The sequence below is a fragment of the Actinomadura sp. NTSP31 genome, from assembly GCF_041951385.1.
Taxonomy (GTDB): Bacteria; Actinomycetota; Actinomycetes; order Streptosporangiales; family Streptosporangiaceae; genus Spirillospora; species Spirillospora napierensis.
Genome location: NZ_JBGNUT010000048.1, coordinates 1 through 16,231 on the forward strand (window position 1 = coordinate 1; position 16,231 = coordinate 16,231).

Annotated in this window: 15 protein-coding genes; 6 read left to right on the forward strand and 9 right to left on the reverse strand. The window is 71.0% G+C overall.

Annotated elements, in window-relative coordinates; translation table 11 throughout:
* Positions 1-30: 30 nt before the first annotated feature.
* Together ACA514_RS45295 and ACA514_RS45300 are read right to left on the reverse strand one after the other, a co-directional pair.
* On the reverse strand, positions 31-570 hold the full coding sequence (locus ACA514_RS45295; RefSeq protein WP_375047695.1) for a DUF1062 domain-containing protein: 540 nt from the start codon (positions 568-570) through the stop codon (positions 31-33).
* 166 nt (positions 571-736) lie between these two features.
* A complete protein-coding gene (locus ACA514_RS45300; RefSeq protein ID WP_375047696.1) occupies positions 737-2,062 on the reverse strand; it encodes an MFS transporter in 1,326 nt (441 codons plus the stop codon).
* A gap of 37 nt (positions 2,063-2,099) precedes the next feature.
* On the opposite strand from ACA514_RS45300, the gene ACA514_RS45305 reads away from it, so the two are divergent.
* From ACA514_RS45305 to ACA514_RS45315, 3 genes are all read left to right on the forward strand, one after another.
* A complete protein-coding gene (locus tag ACA514_RS45305) occupies positions 2,100-3,149 on the forward strand; it encodes a LacI family DNA-binding transcriptional regulator (protein ID WP_375047697.1) in 1,050 nt (349 codons plus the stop codon).
* A 74-nt stretch (positions 3,150-3,223) separates the two neighbouring features.
* A complete protein-coding gene (locus tag ACA514_RS45310; RefSeq protein WP_375047698.1) occupies positions 3,224-3,967 on the forward strand; it encodes a hypothetical protein in 744 nt (247 codons plus the stop codon).
* A 255-nt stretch (positions 3,968-4,222) separates the two neighbouring features.
* Positions 4,223-5,689: an MFS transporter gene (locus tag ACA514_RS45315; RefSeq protein WP_375047699.1), complete on the forward strand. Its 1,467-nt coding sequence runs from the start codon at positions 4,223-4,225 to the stop codon at positions 5,687-5,689.
* A 45-nt stretch (positions 5,690-5,734) separates the two neighbouring features.
* Here the strand turns inward: ACA514_RS45315 and ACA514_RS45320 are convergent, their stop codons facing one another.
* On the reverse strand, positions 5,735-6,859 hold the full coding sequence (locus ACA514_RS45320) for an FAD-dependent oxidoreductase (protein WP_375047700.1): 1,125 nt from the start codon (positions 6,857-6,859) through the stop codon (positions 5,735-5,737).
* Between the two features lie 53 nt (positions 6,860-6,912).
* On the opposite strand from ACA514_RS45320, the gene ACA514_RS45325 reads away from it, so the two are divergent.
* Positions 6,913-7,605, forward strand: coding sequence for a TetR/AcrR family transcriptional regulator (locus tag ACA514_RS45325; protein WP_375047701.1), 693 nt, complete (start codon positions 6,913-6,915; stop codon positions 7,603-7,605).
* A 6-nt stretch (positions 7,606-7,611) separates the two neighbouring features.
* On the opposite strand, the gene map is transcribed toward ACA514_RS45325, so the two are convergent.
* On the reverse strand, positions 7,612-8,406 hold the full coding sequence (map, locus tag ACA514_RS45330) for a type I methionyl aminopeptidase (protein WP_375047702.1): 795 nt from the start codon (positions 8,404-8,406) through the stop codon (positions 7,612-7,614).
* Positions 8,407-8,493: 87 nt separating this feature from the next.
* On the opposite strand from map, the gene ACA514_RS45335 reads away from it, so the two are divergent.
* Positions 8,494-8,763: a helix-turn-helix domain-containing protein gene (locus ACA514_RS45335; protein ID WP_375047703.1), complete on the forward strand. Its 270-nt coding sequence runs from the start codon at positions 8,494-8,496 to the stop codon at positions 8,761-8,763.
* Positions 8,764-8,828: 65 nt separating this feature from the next.
* Here the strand turns inward: ACA514_RS45335 and ACA514_RS45340 are convergent, their stop codons facing one another.
* Both ACA514_RS45340 and ACA514_RS45345 read right to left on the reverse strand, forming a co-directional pair.
* Positions 8,829-11,375, reverse strand: a complete 2,547-nt coding sequence (locus ACA514_RS45340; protein ID WP_375047704.1) for an ABC transporter permease — start codon at positions 11,373-11,375, stop codon at positions 8,829-8,831.
* Positions 11,372-12,157: an ABC transporter ATP-binding protein gene (locus ACA514_RS45345; protein WP_375047705.1), complete on the reverse strand. Its 786-nt coding sequence runs from the start codon at positions 12,155-12,157 to the stop codon at positions 11,372-11,374. Before ACA514_RS45345 ends, ACA514_RS45340 begins: the two co-directional genes overlap by 4 nt.
* 124 nt (positions 12,158-12,281) lie before the next feature.
* Here ACA514_RS45345 and ACA514_RS45350 point away from each other — a divergent pair, with 124 nt between their 5' ends.
* Positions 12,282-12,935, forward strand: coding sequence for a TetR/AcrR family transcriptional regulator (locus tag ACA514_RS45350; protein ID WP_375047706.1), 654 nt, complete (start codon positions 12,282-12,284; stop codon positions 12,933-12,935).
* A gap of 172 nt (positions 12,936-13,107) precedes the next feature.
* Here ACA514_RS45350 and ACA514_RS45355 read toward each other — a convergent pair whose 3' ends face one another.
* From ACA514_RS45355 to ACA514_RS45365, 3 genes are all read right to left on the reverse strand, one after another.
* Positions 13,108-14,643, reverse strand: a complete 1,536-nt coding sequence (locus ACA514_RS45355) for a serine hydrolase domain-containing protein (RefSeq protein WP_375047707.1) — start codon at positions 14,641-14,643, stop codon at positions 13,108-13,110.
* Between the two features lie 37 nt (positions 14,644-14,680).
* Entirely contained in the window at positions 14,681-15,061 is a 381-nt protein-coding gene (locus ACA514_RS45360; RefSeq protein ID WP_375047708.1) for a VOC family protein, read from the reverse strand.
* Between the two features lie 137 nt (positions 15,062-15,198).
* Positions 15,199-16,086: a LysR family transcriptional regulator gene (locus tag ACA514_RS45365; protein ID WP_375047709.1), complete on the reverse strand. Its 888-nt coding sequence runs from the start codon at positions 16,084-16,086 to the stop codon at positions 15,199-15,201.
* Positions 16,087-16,231 lie beyond the last annotated feature (145 nt).

The window sequence follows — 16,231 nt, forward strand, 5'->3', positions numbered from 1 at the left end:
CGCCCCCCCCCCCCCCCCACCACACCCCGGCTAGTTGCCGGCCATCACGGTGAAGGCGAATCCGGCGCTCGTCGGACGGCGCAGCGGAATGTCGCACTTGATCCGGCGCAGCACCTCGTTCCTGCTGAGGCCGAGCCCGCGCGCGATGAGCCGATCCGGACGTACCGGCACCGGATCCTCGAAGACGACCTCCACCTGGACCGGCCACGTCTCATCGAGCGGTGCCGGCGCGGTGTCCAGCCGCCATGCCCTCGTCCAGTCCAGGGTGAAGCGGTTGCGCCTGGCGAGTTGCGGATCCAGCAGCCTGGACGCCACCAGTTCCGGGTCGTTGACGCGGTAGCCGTGGAGCTCGGCCGGATCGAAGGAACCGGCCGGCACTCGCTCGTGCACGGTGAGCTTGCGCGTCCGATCGCAGGACACGCAGCGGACCAGCAGCCACACGTCCAGCAGCTTGCCGTTGGCGTTGACGCGGAACCTGCCCTCGCCCGTGGTGGCGGACTCCGACCGGCAGTCCGCGCACCGCAGCGACAGCAGAGGCAGCCTGGTCCGGCGAACGACCCAGGGCAGCACGGTATGAGGTTGTGAAGACATGAGCTCTCTAGACCTGACACGAGGCCGATTACGCGCGGCCTCGAACGCTGAGAGACCGGGCGCACATGGGCAGCCCGGCAGAGCCGACGGGAGCGTCGGCTACAGGTGAGCGGAAGAAGGTGTCAGGTCTAAAGAGCAGGCGGGGTCACGCGGTTCTGTCCTCTGTCCTCGCTGCGACGGGGGCCGCAGGCAACTTACTGGAACGCGGAGGCAGGCTCAAACGGTTTTCCGAAGCGCCAACCGTGTGGTGCGCCGCCTGGTCGATGTTCACATGGCTACGGGGGCCTCTACCGCCAAAGCCGCTGAGGGGCAGCAGTACCGGAGTGAGGGCGAACAGTGCGACCGCGAGGGCCGCAACCGCGACCATGGCTCCGCGGAGTCCCACTGCGTCAGCCCATATCCCGACGTAGACCGGGCCAACGAGGAACCCGAGGTAGGACACGGTCGTGACCACCGAGGTCGCGCGGCCACGGCGGGACTCGTCGACGTTTCGCGAAACGATCCCGAGCAGGGTCGGGAACAGTACTGCGGTCCCGGCGGCGGCCACTGCAAGGCCCAGCCCGGCGACCAACAGCGTGGGTGCGGCGGCGATCAGAACCGCGCCCGCCGCAGCGGCCGCCGCGCCGGCGAGGAGAACGGTTCGAGCGTGGGACGCCTTGAGGCCGCCGACGGAGAACCGTGTGATCGCGACCGTTCCGGCGAACACAGCGGGTGCGACGGCGCTCAACCCCGCACCGGAATGAAGTTCGTCGTGGGCGAAGACGGCGCTCCAACTCTGGTGCGCGTTCTCGCTGGCGAACCCCAGCGCGCCCAGCGCGCCGATGAGCAGGAACGGGCCGATCCCGCGTCCGGTCGACGGTGCCGGATCCGCAGCCGGGACGGGCTCGTGCCTCTGAGCGGTCGCGCCCGCCGGCAGCGTCTTGAGCAGGGAGGCCCCGGCCAGCAGAGAGAAGAAGGCGACGACCGCGAACGGGACCGCAAGCGGGAGGGACGCGGCCGACGCCAGTCCGGTGGCAAGACTCGCCAGGACCACCAGACTGGAGAAGACGCCGTGGGCGCGGGTGATGACGGGCCGGCCGGCGATTCTTTCGGCCCGTCCGGCGACTGCGTTCATGGCCACGTCCGCCGCTCCGCTGGTCGCCCCGACGAAAACCAGCCCGACGCACAGACGCTCCAAGCTCACCGCGGTCAGCACCATCCCGACCCCGGCACAGCCGAGAGCGGCGATGACCACGCCCGCGACCGTCAGTCCCCACCGATCGAGCGCTCTGCCCACGAGGAGCATCGCCGGTAGAGCACCTGCGCCCACGAACAGCAGAGCAAGACCCAGCTGGCCGTCTCCTATGTCGGCCTGGCGCTGAACCCGCGGCACGGAGGCGCCCCACACTCCCCAGAAGGAGCCGAACGCGGCGAAAGCCACGATGGTCGAAATGATCATGTGGCGCGGTGAGCCGACCGACGTCCGTCCCATAGGTGTAACGATACACAACGCCGCTAGGCTGACCCTCATGGAATCGTCGACAGGCTCGGAGCGGGTGACCCTCGCGCAGGTGGCCGAGCGGGCCGGCGTGTCGGTGATGACCGCCTCCTACACCTACAACCGGCCGAACCGCGTATCGGACCGGGCCCGTTCGAAGGTGCTCGCCGCGGCGGCCGAGCTGGGGTATCCCGGCCCCGACCCGAGTGCCCGGTCGTTGCGCCGCGGCAGCACCCGGACGCTCGGCGTCGTGATGGGCGAGCATCTGAGTTACGCGTTCGACGACCCGGAGGCGACGTCCTTCCTCGCGGGGATCGCCGATGTCTGCGCCGATCGCGGTTACGGCATGACGATCTTGCCGATCACGGGGGCTTCCGCCGACGTCCCGCGGATCACCGACGCCGCCGTCGACGGGTTCATCGTCTGGACCACGTCCGACGATGATCCGATCTTGGCGGCCGTCCGGGCGATGAAGCGCCCCGCGGTGGTCCACGGAGGGCCGGCGGTCCACGGGATGGGACTGGTGAGCATCGACAACCGCGCCGCGGCGCGCGCGGTGGGCTCTGTCGCGTTCGCGGGCGCCCGGCGGCCGGCGGTGGTGAGCTTTCCGCTCTCCCGAGATCGGACCAGCACGATCAAGAGCGGGGCGGACATCGCGGATGTCCGTTTCCCGGTGACGCGTGAGCGGCTGGAGGGCTACCGGCGGGCAGCCGAGGACGCCGGTACCGCCTGGCGCGACGTGACCATCGCGGTATGCGCACGCAATGACGCGGCCGAGGCCGAGCGCGTCGCGGCGACCCTGCTCGCCTCCGACGAGCCGCCCGATGCGATCGCCGCGATGAGCGACCAGCAAGCGGCCGGAGTCGTTCGCGCGGCCCGTGCCGCCGGCCGCGCCATCCCCGATGATGTGGCGATAACCGGGTGGGACGACGCGGCAGTGGCGGGACGACTCGGGCTGACGACGGTCGCGCAATCACTGCGCGACCAGGGCGCGGCATGCGCGCACGCCGCCCTTGGCGACGAACCGAACGCCCAGACCGCACCTTGGTCCATCGTCCGCAGAGACAGCACCCGCGCATGACAAGGCAACAAGCTCGTCCCGTCCACGGAGGGACCCGGTCCGAGCGCGACGCGATCACCAAGGACAATGCGGGCATGTCGTCTCTCTCCACCCGGGGGATCTTGCGCAGCAGGGCCGGCACCGGGGTCATGCTCGTGGTCGGCGTCGCGCTGGTGGCACTCGGGGTCTTTCTCAGCCTGCGGATCGCGCCCGGTGGTGTTCGCGATCTGCATGCTTACCAGGCGGCGCCGCGGTGCACGGCGGCTCCGTCCGGAGAGGCCGAATGCCGGTGGACGCAGACGTTCACCGTGTCCGATATCAGGCTGACCAGCAGCCGGAGCGACGTGGACCGCGCGTTCCTGACCGACGGGAACGGGGGCAGGTGGGAGACGGAGTACGCCAACCGCAAGCCGGTCCTCACCGACCTGAAGAAGGGCGACCAGGTCACGGGCACCGTGTGGCGTGGGCGGCTGACCGAGATCTCGGCGAACGGCGCCTCCCAGCGGACACAGGCCGCTCCGGCCGACATGCGCACGCGGGTCCTGATCCTCGCGCTGATGGTGGTGCCCAGCGGCCTGCTCGCGGCGGTCGCGAGCGGCTGGCGGCTGGTGCGGCGCGCCCCGACCCCCGGGATGGTCGCCACCCTGGGGGTGGCGCTCGGGATGTTCTTCGCCGGGCTGTTCTCTCCGCTGATCGGGGGCGAGAACCTCTGGACGGTCGCGGCCCTCTGGCTCACCGTGGCCGCCGTCATGATCGGTGCCGCGCGATACTACGTCGTCCACAAGCGTGTGCCGGAGGCCGTTCCGTCCTCGCCGGCGCCGGCCGGGCAACGTCGGTGAACTGGAGAAACCGCAGAGTGCGGGCGCTGCGCCGGCCGTCCGCGCGGTCTTCCGGGTACGGACGAAAAGGTGTGGCCTCGGTTGCTTGCCGCTCGGTACGGTCGCGCCCATGGCGCCTGCGGAGACTCTGGGATGGACGGTTCGGCGTGCGGGCATGGGCGGCGTTGCCGCGCTGGTGCAGCTCGGACAACGGACGGCGTCCGTTACCGATGAACCGGAAGTGACCGAGCGACTCGACGGGTGAGGGGCGCATTCGTGTCCACCATTCCCGTGGCCCCCGAGAGCGGACGAGGCCGGGCCCTTCTGCTCGTCCTGTGCGGGACGATCTTCCTCGAGGGCAGCGACGTCGCCATGCTGGCCGTGGCCGTCCCCACCATCCGCGCCGACCTCGGCCTGGACACCGGCACCGCGGCGTGGGTGATGAGCGGGTACGTGCTCGGCTACGCCGGTTTCACCCTGCTCGGCGGCCGCGCCGCCGATCTGCTGGGCAGGCGGCGGATGTTCCTCACCTGGCTGGGCGTCTTCCTGGTCTTCTCCATGCTGGGCGGCTTCGCGGTCGACGGCTGGATGCTGGTCGCGGCCCGGTTCGTCACGGGCGTGGCGTCCGCCTTCATGACCCCCGCCGCGATGTCGATCATCACGACCTCGTATCCGGAGGGACCGCAGCGGGACAAGGCCCTGCTGGTCTTCGCCGGCGTCGGGGCCGGCGGGTTCTCGATGGGCCTGGTCATCGGCGGGCTGCTGACGGAACTCGGCTGGCGCTGGGTGTTCTTCGCCCCGGTGTTCCTGGCCGGCGCCATCCTGCTCGCGGCGCTCAGGCTGGTGCCGGCCGAGGCCCGCCCCGAGCCCGCCCGGCGCGGCTACGACCTGGTCGGCGCGGCCAGCGCCGCCGCGGCGATGCTGCTGTTCGCCTACGGCATCGTCCGGCTCGAGCACGGCGGCGACGGGCTCGGGCTGACCCTCGGCGCGCTCGCCGGCGGGCTGGCGCTGGTGGCGGCGTTCGTGGTGATCGAACGGCGCGCCGAAGCGCCGCTCGTCCGGTTGGGGATCTTCCGCAAGACCGCGATGGTGCGGGCCCACCTGGGCGCGCTGCTGTTTCTGGGTGCGTTCTTCGGCTTCCAGTTCATCGTCACGCTGTACCTGCAGGAGCTGCGCGGCTGGTCCTCCCTGCAGACGGCGATCGCGCTGATCGCCATGGGCTGTGACGCCGTGCTGGCGCCCACCCTCACTCCGCGCCTGGTGCGCCGCTACGGCAACAGCCGGGTGATCTTCGGCGGCTTCCTGCTGGCGATCGTCGCCTTCGGGCTCTTCCTGCCGGTCGGGATGGACTGGTCGTACGCGGCGATGTTCCCCACCTTGATCATCACGGGCACGGCCTTCGCCCTCGCCTACGGCCCGCTCACCATCGCGGCGACCGACAGCGTGGCCGAGGAGGAGCAGGGCCTGGCCGGCGGGCTGCTGTACACGTTCACCCAGTTCGGCTCGGCGGTCGGGATCTCCGCGGTGACCGCGGTGTACGGGATGGCCGCGGCGGGCGCCGACGGCTCACCGGACGCCGTATTGGACGCCTACCGCACCGCGCTCGTCATCCCGGTGGTCATGGTGCTGCTGGGGGCGGCGGTCTCCGCCTTCGGCCTGCGCGGCACCGGGCCCGCCGGCGGCCGGAGGAAGGGCCCGGCACCCGGGTCCCGAAGCGAGGTCGGCGACGGCGTTCCGAGGTGAAGCCGGCCCGCTCCGTGGCCCCGCTCGTGCTCTCGTGCTCGACGGTCAGGATGGCTGGACCTCGTCGAAGACGGCGAGGGCTTCGGTGGGGTCCGGGCTCACGAGGCGTTCCAGACCGGCCGCCGTCATCTTCGCCCACCTGCCGGCCCGTGCCCACATCTGTTCCTCGAAGGCGCGGACGGCCTTGTCCAGATCTTCGGGGCCGGTGGCGGCGGCGATGGACTCGGCGAGTTCGGCGCCTTCCAGCATCGCGAGGTTCGCGCCCGCTCCCAAGGGGGGCATCAGGTGGGCGGCGTCGCCCAGCAGCGTCACCCCGGGGACGTGCGCCCAGGTGTGGGACACGGGCAGGACGTGGAGGGGGCGGTGGACGAAGGCGGTGCCGTGGCTGAGAAGGTCGAGGACGGGAGCGGCCCAGCCGTCGAACAGCGCCAGCAGGCTTGATCGCACAGCCTCGACGTCGGTCAGGTCAAGGTCCCTGTGCCAGTCCAGCGGCGCGCGGAACTGGGCGTACACCTTGACGTGGCCGCCGCTGTTGCGCTGGGCGACGAGGCCGCGGTTCACGCCGTACACCGCCACGGAACCGTCGCCGATCAGCCGGGCGAGGTCGGGGTGGCGGTCGTCGACGTCGTCCAGGGAGGTCTCGAGCGAGGTGACCCCGGTGTAGTGCGGCGTCGCGGACGAGACCGCCGGGCGGACCCGGGACCAGGCGCCGTCCGCGCCGATCACGAGGTCGAACGTCTCCTGCCGGCCGTCCGCGAAATGGACCGGCACGCCGTCCGGTGTTCCCGGCACCACCTCGGTCACGGCCCGCCCCCACTGAACGTCCAGGGGGCCGAGCAGCAGGTCACGGAGTTGCCCGCGGTCGATCTCGGGACTGGCCCGGTCGTCCGGACGCGACGGCCAGTCGCGCAGGACGGTCCCGTCGGTGTCCAGGATGCGCATGGCCTGCCCCTCGGGTCGGGACAGCGTCCGGAACTCCGCAAGCAGCCCCGCCTTCCGCAGCGCGAGCTGGCCCAGTCCTTCTTGCAGGTCCAGCGTGCCGCCCGGGGGACGGGCGTCGGGGGAGGGATCGCGTTCCAGGACGGTGACGGGGTGGTCGTGGCGGTGCAGGACGCGGGCGAAGGTCAGGCCGGCGGGGCCGCTCCCGACCACGGCGATACGATGTCTCATGTCGATACACCGTATTGGGCGAATACGGCGTATCGCAACAGTACGGTGTGACCATGACTGTGTGGGACCGACCGGAGCCGCCGACTCGCCCCGCTCCGCTCGACCGGGAGAGAATCGTCGCCGCCGCCATCGCGCTGGCCGACGAGGGCGGGCTCGAAGCGGTGTCGTTGCGCAAGGTCGCCGCGCGGCTGGACGTCGGCCCGATGCGGCTGTACGGATACATCTCCACCAAGGAGGAGCTGTTCGACCTCATGGTGGACGAGGTCTATGCCGAGATCCTCCCCGAGAAACAGCCGGGTGACTGGCGGGAGGCGCTGCACATCCGCGCGCATCGCACCAGGCAGGCCGCCCTCCGTCACGAATGGCTGGCCGACCTGCTCGGCGGCCGTCCGACACTGGGGCCGAACGCCCTGGCCGTGAGAGAGGCCACGCTGGCCGCCCTCGACGGCGTCGCCGACCTCGACACGGTCCAGCGCGCCGTGGAGACCGTCAGCGCCTACCTCACCGGCGCGATCAGGCGCGAGATCGCGGACCTGCGGGCCGAGCGCGCCACGGGCCTGTCCAAGCGCGACTTCCAGCGCGCCTCCGGCCCGCACCTGAGGAGGATGCTGGCCACGGGCCGCTTCCCGGCGCTGGCCAAGGCGGTGTACGACGGCAGGGAGGTGGACGCCGAGACATCGTTCGCGACCGGCCTGGAATGGGTCCTCGACGCCGTGGCCGCCAAACTCGGCCGACCGCCGGCGTGACGTTGCTTACGGCGCCTGCGTCGCTGGGATCTCCGCTTCACGCCGGGTGAGCACCATAGGGGCGTCCTCGGTGATGGCGATCGTGTGCTCGGAGTGGGCCGTGCGCGAGCCGTCGGCCGACCGGATGGTCCAGCCGTCGGCGTCGTAGACGATCCGGTCAGTCGTACGCGCCAACCAGGGTTCGAGGGCGAGGGTCAGCCCCGGCAGGAGCTTCAGGCCGCGGCCGGCCCGGCCCTTGTTGGGAACGTGGAGATCCTCGTGCATGGTGCGGCCGATGCCGTGGCCGCCGAACTCGGTGTTGACCGGATAGCCGTAGTCGCGGGCCACCGCCCAGATGGCCGCCGAGATGTCGCCCAGGCGGTTGCCCGGCCGTGCCACCTCGATCGCCGCCTCCAACGCCTCCTCGGTGGCGCGGATGATCCGCAGGTCCTCCTCGGCGGCGGTGCCGACGACGACCGTCCGCGCCGAATCGGCCACCCAGCCGTCGATACTGACCGCGAGGTCCGCGCTGAGGACGTCGCCGTCGCGCAGTGTGTAGTCGTGGGGGAGGCCGTGCAGGACGGCGTCGTTGACGGACAGGCAGATGACGTTGCGGAACGGGCCGCGTCCGAAGGACGGCGCGTAGTCCCAGTAGCACGACTCGGCCCCGCGCCGTTTGATCATGCCGCGGACGTGGTGCTCCAGGTCCAGCAGGTTGACGCCCACGTCGGCGAGCCGGCCGACCTCAGAGAGGACCTCGGCGACGAAACGCCCGGTCACATGCATGCGTTCGATCTCCGCAGGCGTCTTCAGCTCGATCACGAATACCTCGCGTCACAGGGTGTTGGTATTACTATACCTGGACTCTAACACTTGCCGGTATAGTAATACCAACCCTATCCTGGGGGCATGGTCCGCCAACCGCTCACACCCGAGCAGATCGAAGCCGGCAGACGTCTCGGTGCCCTGCTGCGCCGGGCGCGGGCGGAACGCGACCTGGCGGAGGTCGCGCACGCGGCCGGCATCTCGCCGGAGACCCTGCGCAAGATCGAGACCGGACGGCTGCCGTCCCCCGGATTCGGCACGATCGTCTGCCTCGGCGAGGCGCTCAACGTGCCGGTCGAGAAGTTGGCGGCCACCTGGCGCGGCAACGACCTACCGCTGGAAGCCGTCTCCTAGCGATCCTGTTCGCCGGCAGAGTGGAACCCCGGCCCGCGCCCTCGATGTGAGCGGTGAAGGATCGGCTACTCGCGGATGCCGATCACCGCGTTGCCGGGCCGGTGGCGCAGCAGGAGCAGGGTCGGCAGGAGTGTGGCGGCCAGGACGAGCGCGAGAGCGCCGCCGGTGACCGCCGCGACGATCCACCAGGGTCCCGCCGGGACCACCGTTCCCAGCACGCTCAGGCTGAGTGGCGTCAGCGTCGTCGCCGCGATCAGCCCGCCGAGGATGACGCCCGTGGCGGAGACCAGGACGGCCTCCAGCGCCATCATCTGCATGACCTGCCGGCGGGTGGCGCCGACGAGCCGTAGCAACGAGAATTCCCGCCGTCTTTCGACGGCCGCGAGGACCTGGGAGTTGACCAGGGCGATCACCGCGTAGCCGACGACGACGCCGAGCACCAGGTAGGCCATCCACGCCTGGGTGTCGTCCTGGTCCTGCCTGGCGAGGGAGAGCGCCTTGCGGTCCGCCACGCGCAGCCCGGGGTGTTGTGCGGCCAGCGCGGACAGTGTCGCGGCCAGTTCCGCTCGGTCCGTCCCGGCCCGGGTGCTCACCATGATCTGCGGCACCAGGCCGGAGTCGGTGTGCCCGATGAGGACCGACGCGGGCAGCAACGCGGTCTCGTAGCCACGCCTGCCGTTCATGGTGGCGACCAGTTCCAGTTCGACCCGGGTGCCGTCGCCGAGCCGCATCGGGACCAGGTCGCCGATCTTGCGGCCGCTGGTGTACCGGGCCGGCAGGGCGACGGTGTTGCCGTGCAGCGCGTTCAGGCTGCCGCTGACGGCGCGGAACGCGGTCGTCCGGGTGATCCCCTCGGGGGTGACGCCCAGCAGCGACATGGCGGGGACGTCCGGCGCGCCCTTGCCCCCATCGCCCTCGGCCACGGCCGGACCTGCCAGTTCCTTGGGCTCGATGAAGCCGAGACTGGTGATCTGGGCGGTGGCCGCGGCGACTCCCGGCTGCGCTTTGACCGTGTCGACCAGGTCGAGCGGCAGGCCGGAGTCGGAGGCGACCGTGAGGTCGGCCCGCAGGTTCTCCTCGAACGCCTTGTCCGACCCGCTGGACTGAGTGGTCTGCATGTACGTCAGGGCTAGGGCCAACCCGGTGGCGAGCATGACCGGGAGGACCGCGCCGGCGAGCCGGGCGATGCGCGCCTTGGTGTTGGAGGTGGCAAGGTGGCCGGCGTTCCCGAACGCCGCGCGCATCGGCCGGTGCATCACCGCTGTGACGGCCCTGGCGAGAACCGGGCCGAGTAGTCCGAACCCGGCCGTCCACACCATCGCCGCCGGGGTCGCGACCCCGGCCGCGTCCGGGCCGTCCGAGCCCGCGGTGCCCGCCGCGAGCGCGGCGCCGCCGCCGAGGAACAGGACGGCGAGCACGAGGCGGACACGGCTGAACCGGCGCCGCCCCAGGGAGGCCTCGGCCAGCGCCTCGGTCGGCCGGGTGCGCGCCGCGCCGTTGGCCGCGATGAACGCGGCGCCGAGCGCGATGAGCAGCGCGGCACCCACGCCGACGATCATCGGGCCGCTGCCGGCGCGGTACACGATCGCGTCCGGCACCACGCCGGCGCCGGCGAAGGCCCCGAGCAGCCACCTGCCCACGTACGGGCCGACCGGCCAGGCGAGCGCGGTGGCGACCGCGGCCAGGATCATCGTCTCGCCGAGGATCAGCCGGCGCAGCTGGTTCGGGGTGGCGCCGATCGCGCGGAGCAGGGCCATCTCCCGATGCCGCTGCTGCATCGACAGGCCCAGGGTGGCGGCGATGATGAACACGGTGACCATGGCCGCCAGGCCGCCGAACGCGGCAGCGAGCGCCACCAGGTCGCCGGCGTCGGAGACGACATCGGAGTTCTCCGCCTGGCCGCGCTCGTCGCCGGTCAGCACCGAGATCTGCCGGCCCGCGACGGCCTTCTCCACGGCTTTCCGGACTTGGCCGGCGTCGGCTCCCGCGGCGACGAACACCCCGACCGTGTCGACCATGCCCGGACGGCCCGCCATCGCGGCGGCCTCGGCGTCGGAGACGAACACGCTCCCGTCGCCGGTGACCAGTCCCGAGATCTCGTAGCGTTTGGCCGCGCCGCGCACGACCAGTTCGACCTGCCCGCCGGGCCGCAGCCCGGCCTGCCCGGCCAGGCGTGTGTCCACCACGACCTGGCCGGGCCTGGAGGGCGGTGCTCCCGTCTGGATCCTGTACTGGGCGAGCCGGGCCGACGACCAGCCGTGGCCGGTCACCGGCACACCGGCCGGCGCGCCCCGCGACAACGAGGTCCGGAACGACACGTCCGGCGCGACGGCGGCGACGCCCGGCAGCGCCGCGAGCTCGCCGGCCAGCCGCGCGTCCAGGTGGACCCGCTCGGGGAAGACCTCGTCGGCCGCCGTGCCGTGGTAGCGCTGATCGCCGGTGACCACGATCGGCGCGGCGGTCAGCCGCTGGGGCGGCGCCGCGCCGTGCACGCCGGTCTCCAGCAACCCGCCGCAGCCCATCACGATCGCCGCGCCGAGGAACATCGCGATGAACGAGGCGAGGAAACCCGCCTTGTGGAAGCGCAGGGTGCGCAGTGCGATCCGGATCATCGGGCGTCACCCCGCGCCACCCGCTCGTCGGCCCGCGCGCCAAGGCGGGTCATGCGCTCGGCGACCGCCTCGACCGTGGGCCGGTCCAGCGCGCCGGCGATCCGGCCGTCGGACAGGAACAGCACGCGGTCGGCGTGCGCGGCGGCCACCGGGTCGTGGGTGACCATCACCACCGTCTGCTCCGCCCCTTGGACGGCCTCCCGCAGCAGCACCAGCACCTCGCGCGCCGTGCGGCTGTCCAGCGCACCGGTCGGCTCGTCGCCGAAGATCACGGCCGGCCGGGTGATCAGGGCCCGCGCGATGGCGACGCGCTGCTGCTGCCCGCCCGACAGCTCACCGGGCCTGCTGGTGCGGCGAGCGGCCAGGCCGACCCGCTCGATCACCTCGTCCACCTCGGCCTTCTTGGGTCTGCGCCCTGCCAGCCGCAGCGGCAGCGTGACGTTCTCCAGCACGCTCAACGCGGGGAGCAGGTTGAACGCCTGGAAGACGAAGCCGATCCGCTCGCGGCGGAGCCGGGTCAGGGCCCGCTCGCCGAGCGTCGACAGGTCCGCACCGTCCAGCCGCACGGTCCCCGACGTCGGCCTGTCGAGCCCGGCCGCGCACTGCAGGAAGGTGCTCTTCCCCGAACCGGACGGCCCCATCACCGCGGTGAAGGTGGCCCGTTCCAAACCGATGCTCAGATCGTCGAGAGCAGTCACGGTGTTCGTCGATCTGCCATAGACCTTGCGCACGGCGTCGAACCGTACGACGTCGTGGGCGAGGGGGGTCGAGGTCCTGCTCATGGTGTGTCCTTAGGAAAGCCGGCCCACGAAACGGACCGAGTCGAGGCTTGCCGGGGCGGGTGAAGTGAACTGTACAGACCAGTTCACATGAACTCAACCGTTCAGTTCAGGTAGAGTGCCGGTCGTGAGCACCGAACGCAGACCACCCAGCGGCGAGCGCGCAGAACGCAAACGGGCCGCGATCGTGCAAACGGCCCGCCGCGTCTTCCTGCGCGAAGGCTTCGGTGTGGGCATGGACCAGATCGCGGCCGAGGCCGGAGTCTCCAAGGTCACCGTCTACAACCACTACGGCCGCAAGGAAGACCTGTTCACCGCGGTGATCGGCGACGCGCTGGAAGACGCGCTCGCCGATGCGCAGTCCCGCACCGAGGAGTGTCTGCGCAGCGGCAACGACCTGGAAGAGATCCTGGTCGAGACGTCCCGGGCATGGATCCGCGGCATGGCCACACCCGAGTTCCTGGCGCTGCGCACCCTGGTCGGCGCCGAGCTCCGCCGCTTCCCCGAACTGGGCCGGGCATGGAAGGTCAACGGCCCAGGACGATTCCGCTCGATCATGGCCGGGCTTCTGCAACACGAGATCGACCGCGGCGTCGTGGCCATCCCGGACATCGAGCTGGCGGTGACCCAGCTGTACTCACTCGTGCTGTATCCGCACTTCGCGCACAGCACCTACGGCGACACCATCGACCAGGCCACCACGGACCGACTCATCACCGACGGCGTCGCCATGTTCCTCGACCACTACCGGGCCGATCCGCGGAGCCGCGCGCCGGGCTGATCGCCGTCCGCCAGGCCGACACGGCAGTCGACATCGGGCCAGGATCTCGGTATGGGACAGAAGGGGCGGGCCCGATCGCGCGGGGGGCACACCGCGCTCGGTGTGCCCCTGCGATGCGCGTTCGTGGAGGCAGCCCGCAAGGCGTGCGGGCCTGCGGTGCTCAGGTGCTGGGCTAGGCCGACTCGGGCCGGCTGCTGGAGAAGACCGTGGTGACGAGCAAGTCCAGGATCTTCGGGAACACCTCTGCCATGTCGACATCGGCGTCCCCCATGGTCAGCGAGGCGGTGAGGGTGGTGCTGCCGTCGGGGGCGCTGTACATCAGCGCCCCGTAGCCCCCCGGCGCGCTGCCGTTGTGGTGGTAGATCGTGCCGCCGTCGATCTCTTGGGCGAACAGCCCGAGGCCGTAGCCGAGGGGCCCGTACGGCTTGCGCATCTCGGCCAGCAGGCCGGCGGGCAGGAGCCTGCCGCCCATCAACGCGGAGATGAAGGTGTGCAGGTCGCGGGTGGTGGAGCTCAGGTCGCCGGCGGCGCGGAGCATCGTCGGGTTCTGGCGGGTGACGTCGGCGACCGTCCACTGGTCGCCGTCGGGGTAGCGGCAGTAGCCGTGGGCGTGCGGGTCGGGCAGGTCCGGCGAGGTGCCGGCCGCCACGGTGCCCGTCAGCCCGAGCGGCTCCAGGATCCGCCGCCGCATCTCTTCGGCGTAGGTGCGGCCGGTGAGGCGCTCGATCAGCAGCGAGGCCAGCGTGTAGTTGGTGTTGGAGTAGCTGAAGCCGGTGCCCGGCTCGAACCGCGCCGGCTTGGACAGCGCGAACTTCACCAGCTCTTCCGGCTGGTAGGCGTGGAGGCGGTTGTCCACCCAGTCCTTGCCCAGCGAGGGGATGCCCTGCACGAACGTCCCGTCGGGTTCGAGTTCGCCGGTGTAGTTGTACAGGCCGCTGGTGTGCTGCAGCAGCATCCGCACGGTGATCCGCTCGTCGAGCCCGAGTTCGGGCAAGTGGCCGGCCACCGGGGCGTCCAGCTCGATCGTGCCGTCGGCCACCAGCTGCAACATCAGGGTCGCGGTGAAGGTCTTGGTGATGCTGCCCGCCCAGAAGTGTCCGTCGATCGGCGGCGGGGTGTTCGCGCCCAGCTCGTGGACCCCGGCGGTGCCGGCCCACTCACCGTGCTCGTCGTGCACGCGCGCCTGCACCCCGGCGAAGCCGGCGTCGACGGCTTCCTGGATCGCCTTCTGCAGCTCCGGACGATCCTGCCCGGTAGCGGCCGCCGACGAGGTCAGACCGCGGTCCGCGGCCGCCACGGGCGTGGCCGAAGCGGCGTCGAGGGCTTGGGTGATCTTGCGGGCCATCTCCGTCATGGTGGGGCTCGGGGGGCCCTGCTGGGGCCGGGTGGCGGCGTCGACGGCGACCAGGACGGTGCGGCGGAAGTTGTCGGCCTCGGCCGGGGTCTGCTGCTGGAGCAGGTTCATGGACGCCGTCAGGGCCGGCAGCACCTGGTCGGCCAGGGCGGCGACGGTCTTGCCGTCCAGGCCCTTGGGCGCCTTGGCGAGGACGTGCCCGACCAGGCCGGTCGCCGAAGTCAGGGCGATGGAGCCCTCGGTGGCGGCCTTGTGGGCCGAGCCGGCGGCACCGGCGGCCGACATCAACGAAACCGCGCCCCACGCAGCGGTCCGCACGGTGAACTGATCCTGCTCGGAAAGGGTGACGGGCATTATCGCATGCTCCTTTGAAGGTACTAAGAATTAATGGTCAGCTCGTGGTCGGGGAAACCCATTCGGTGAGCTGGACCGTCACACCGTTGGGGTCGCTGAGCTGGGTCATCAACTCTCCCCACGGCTCCCGCCGGAGCGGGACGGTGATGGTGGTGCCTTCGTGGCGCAGCCGCTCGTATTCGGCGGCCAGGTCGGTGACGGCGAACACCACGACCGCGTCCGCCAGCCCTTGCCCCGGTCGCCACCGTTCGGGGTCGCGTTCGGTCAGGACCAGGTCGACGGCCGCGTCGTCACGGCCCAGCGCGATGAACCCCTCGCCGGCCAGGGTTTCGCGGAAGCCGAGGTGGCTGGTGAAGAACCGGCTGGACGCGGCCGGATCGTCAACGGTCAGGGAAACCGCGGAAGAGACGATGTTCACGCCACAGCACCAGAAAAGGACATTCTCCCATTCACCTCCCGACAGGCGTTTCCTTTGGATGCATCAAGCATCACGCCGGGGGGCACCGAGGATCAACGGCGACCATCGCAACGATCGTTGACGCCCGGTTGACGGTCTCAGCCGGGCAGCGGACCCAGCTCACGCACCACGCGGGCCAGGCCACGGATCATGTCGTTCTCCGCTTCGCTGCGCCACACCAGCCCGAACGGCAGCGTCTCCATGTCCGTGACAGGCAGGTAAACGACCCCGGGGCGCTGGTAATAGCGGGCCACATGAGCCGGGAGAAGGGAGACCGCTTCGTCCATGGCCGTATTCAGCAGGATGTCGTCGATGTTGTGCACGAGGGCTGTGCGCTCGATCAGCCGGCCCTTCGGAGTGACCTCGGGAACGTAGCGGTCGAACCAACTACCGGGCACCGGGTCGACGGTCACGTGCCGATAGTCGCCGACCGTTTCCAGGGAGGCCGTGGACCATCTGGTGAGAGCGTTGTCGGCGGCAACGGCCAGCACCCTCGGCTCGGCGAAGAGCAGGGGGCCCACGGTCAGGTCGGGCTCCTCCACGGGCGGCCAGGTGACCAGGACATCGGCCTCTCCGCTGCGCAGCTGGGCGAACGGGTCCGGGTAACTCGACACTCGCAGCCGCAATTCCCACTGCGGGTGCCGGGAACGGAAGGTCTCCCAGTACCGGCGCATCTCCTGGACGTTGACGGGAAACAGGCTGACCCGCAGCGTGCCGGTCTTGCCGCGGGCCGCCAGCCGGGCCCGCTCCAGACTCAGCGTCAAGCCCTGATGAACCTGGCGCAGGTCGTCGCGGAGCTGCTCACCCACCGGCGTCAGCCGCACGTTGCGGCTGTCGCGGGCGAACAGCTCGGCACCGATCGCCCGTTCCTGTTTCTTGATCGCCTTGCTGACCGCCGCCACCGACACGTGCAGCCGCTCCGCGGTCCGGCCGAAGTGCAGCTCCTCGGCAAGGGTCAGGAAGATCTCAATGTCGCGCAGCTCCACCCGGGCCCTCTCCGTCGGCCCCGCCGGCAAGATCGTTCGTTCGGGACGCAAGCATGATATGTCGGCCATGAAGTGGTCCTCGCGAGCATGACCACGCGGTGAGCGGACCGCTCACCAGCGGGTCTGTTGTCCGGCTCCGCCGGAT

Excerpts from the sequence above, each read along its gene's own strand:
- ACA514_RS45300 (WP_375047696.1), bottom strand. The coding sequence starts at position 2,062 with ATGGGACGGACGTCGGTCGGCTCACCGCGCCACATGATCATTTCGACC.
- ACA514_RS45305 (WP_375047697.1), top strand. The coding sequence starts at position 2,100 with ATGGAATCGTCGACAGGCTCGGAGCGGGTGACCCTCGCGCAGGTGGCC.
- ACA514_RS45310 (WP_375047698.1), top strand. The coding sequence starts at position 3,224 with ATGTCGTCTCTCTCCACCCGGGGGATCTTGCGCAGCAGGGCCGGCACC.
- ACA514_RS45320 (WP_375047700.1), bottom strand. The coding sequence starts at position 6,859 with ATGAGACATCGTATCGCCGTGGTCGGGAGCGGCCCCGCCGGCCTGACC.
- ACA514_RS45325 (WP_375047701.1), top strand. The coding sequence starts at position 6,913 with ATGACTGTGTGGGACCGACCGGAGCCGCCGACTCGCCCCGCTCCGCTC.
- ACA514_RS45335 (WP_375047703.1), top strand. The coding sequence starts at position 8,494 with ATGGTCCGCCAACCGCTCACACCCGAGCAGATCGAAGCCGGCAGACGT.
- ACA514_RS45340 (WP_375047704.1), bottom strand. The coding sequence starts at position 11,375 with ATGATCCGGATCGCACTGCGCACCCTGCGCTTCCACAAGGCGGGTTTC.
- ACA514_RS45345 (WP_375047705.1), bottom strand. The coding sequence starts at position 12,157 with ATGAGCAGGACCTCGACCCCCCTCGCCCACGACGTCGTACGGTTCGAC.
- ACA514_RS45355 (WP_375047707.1), bottom strand. The coding sequence starts at position 14,643 with ATGCCCGTCACCCTTTCCGAGCAGGATCAGTTCACCGTGCGGACCGCT.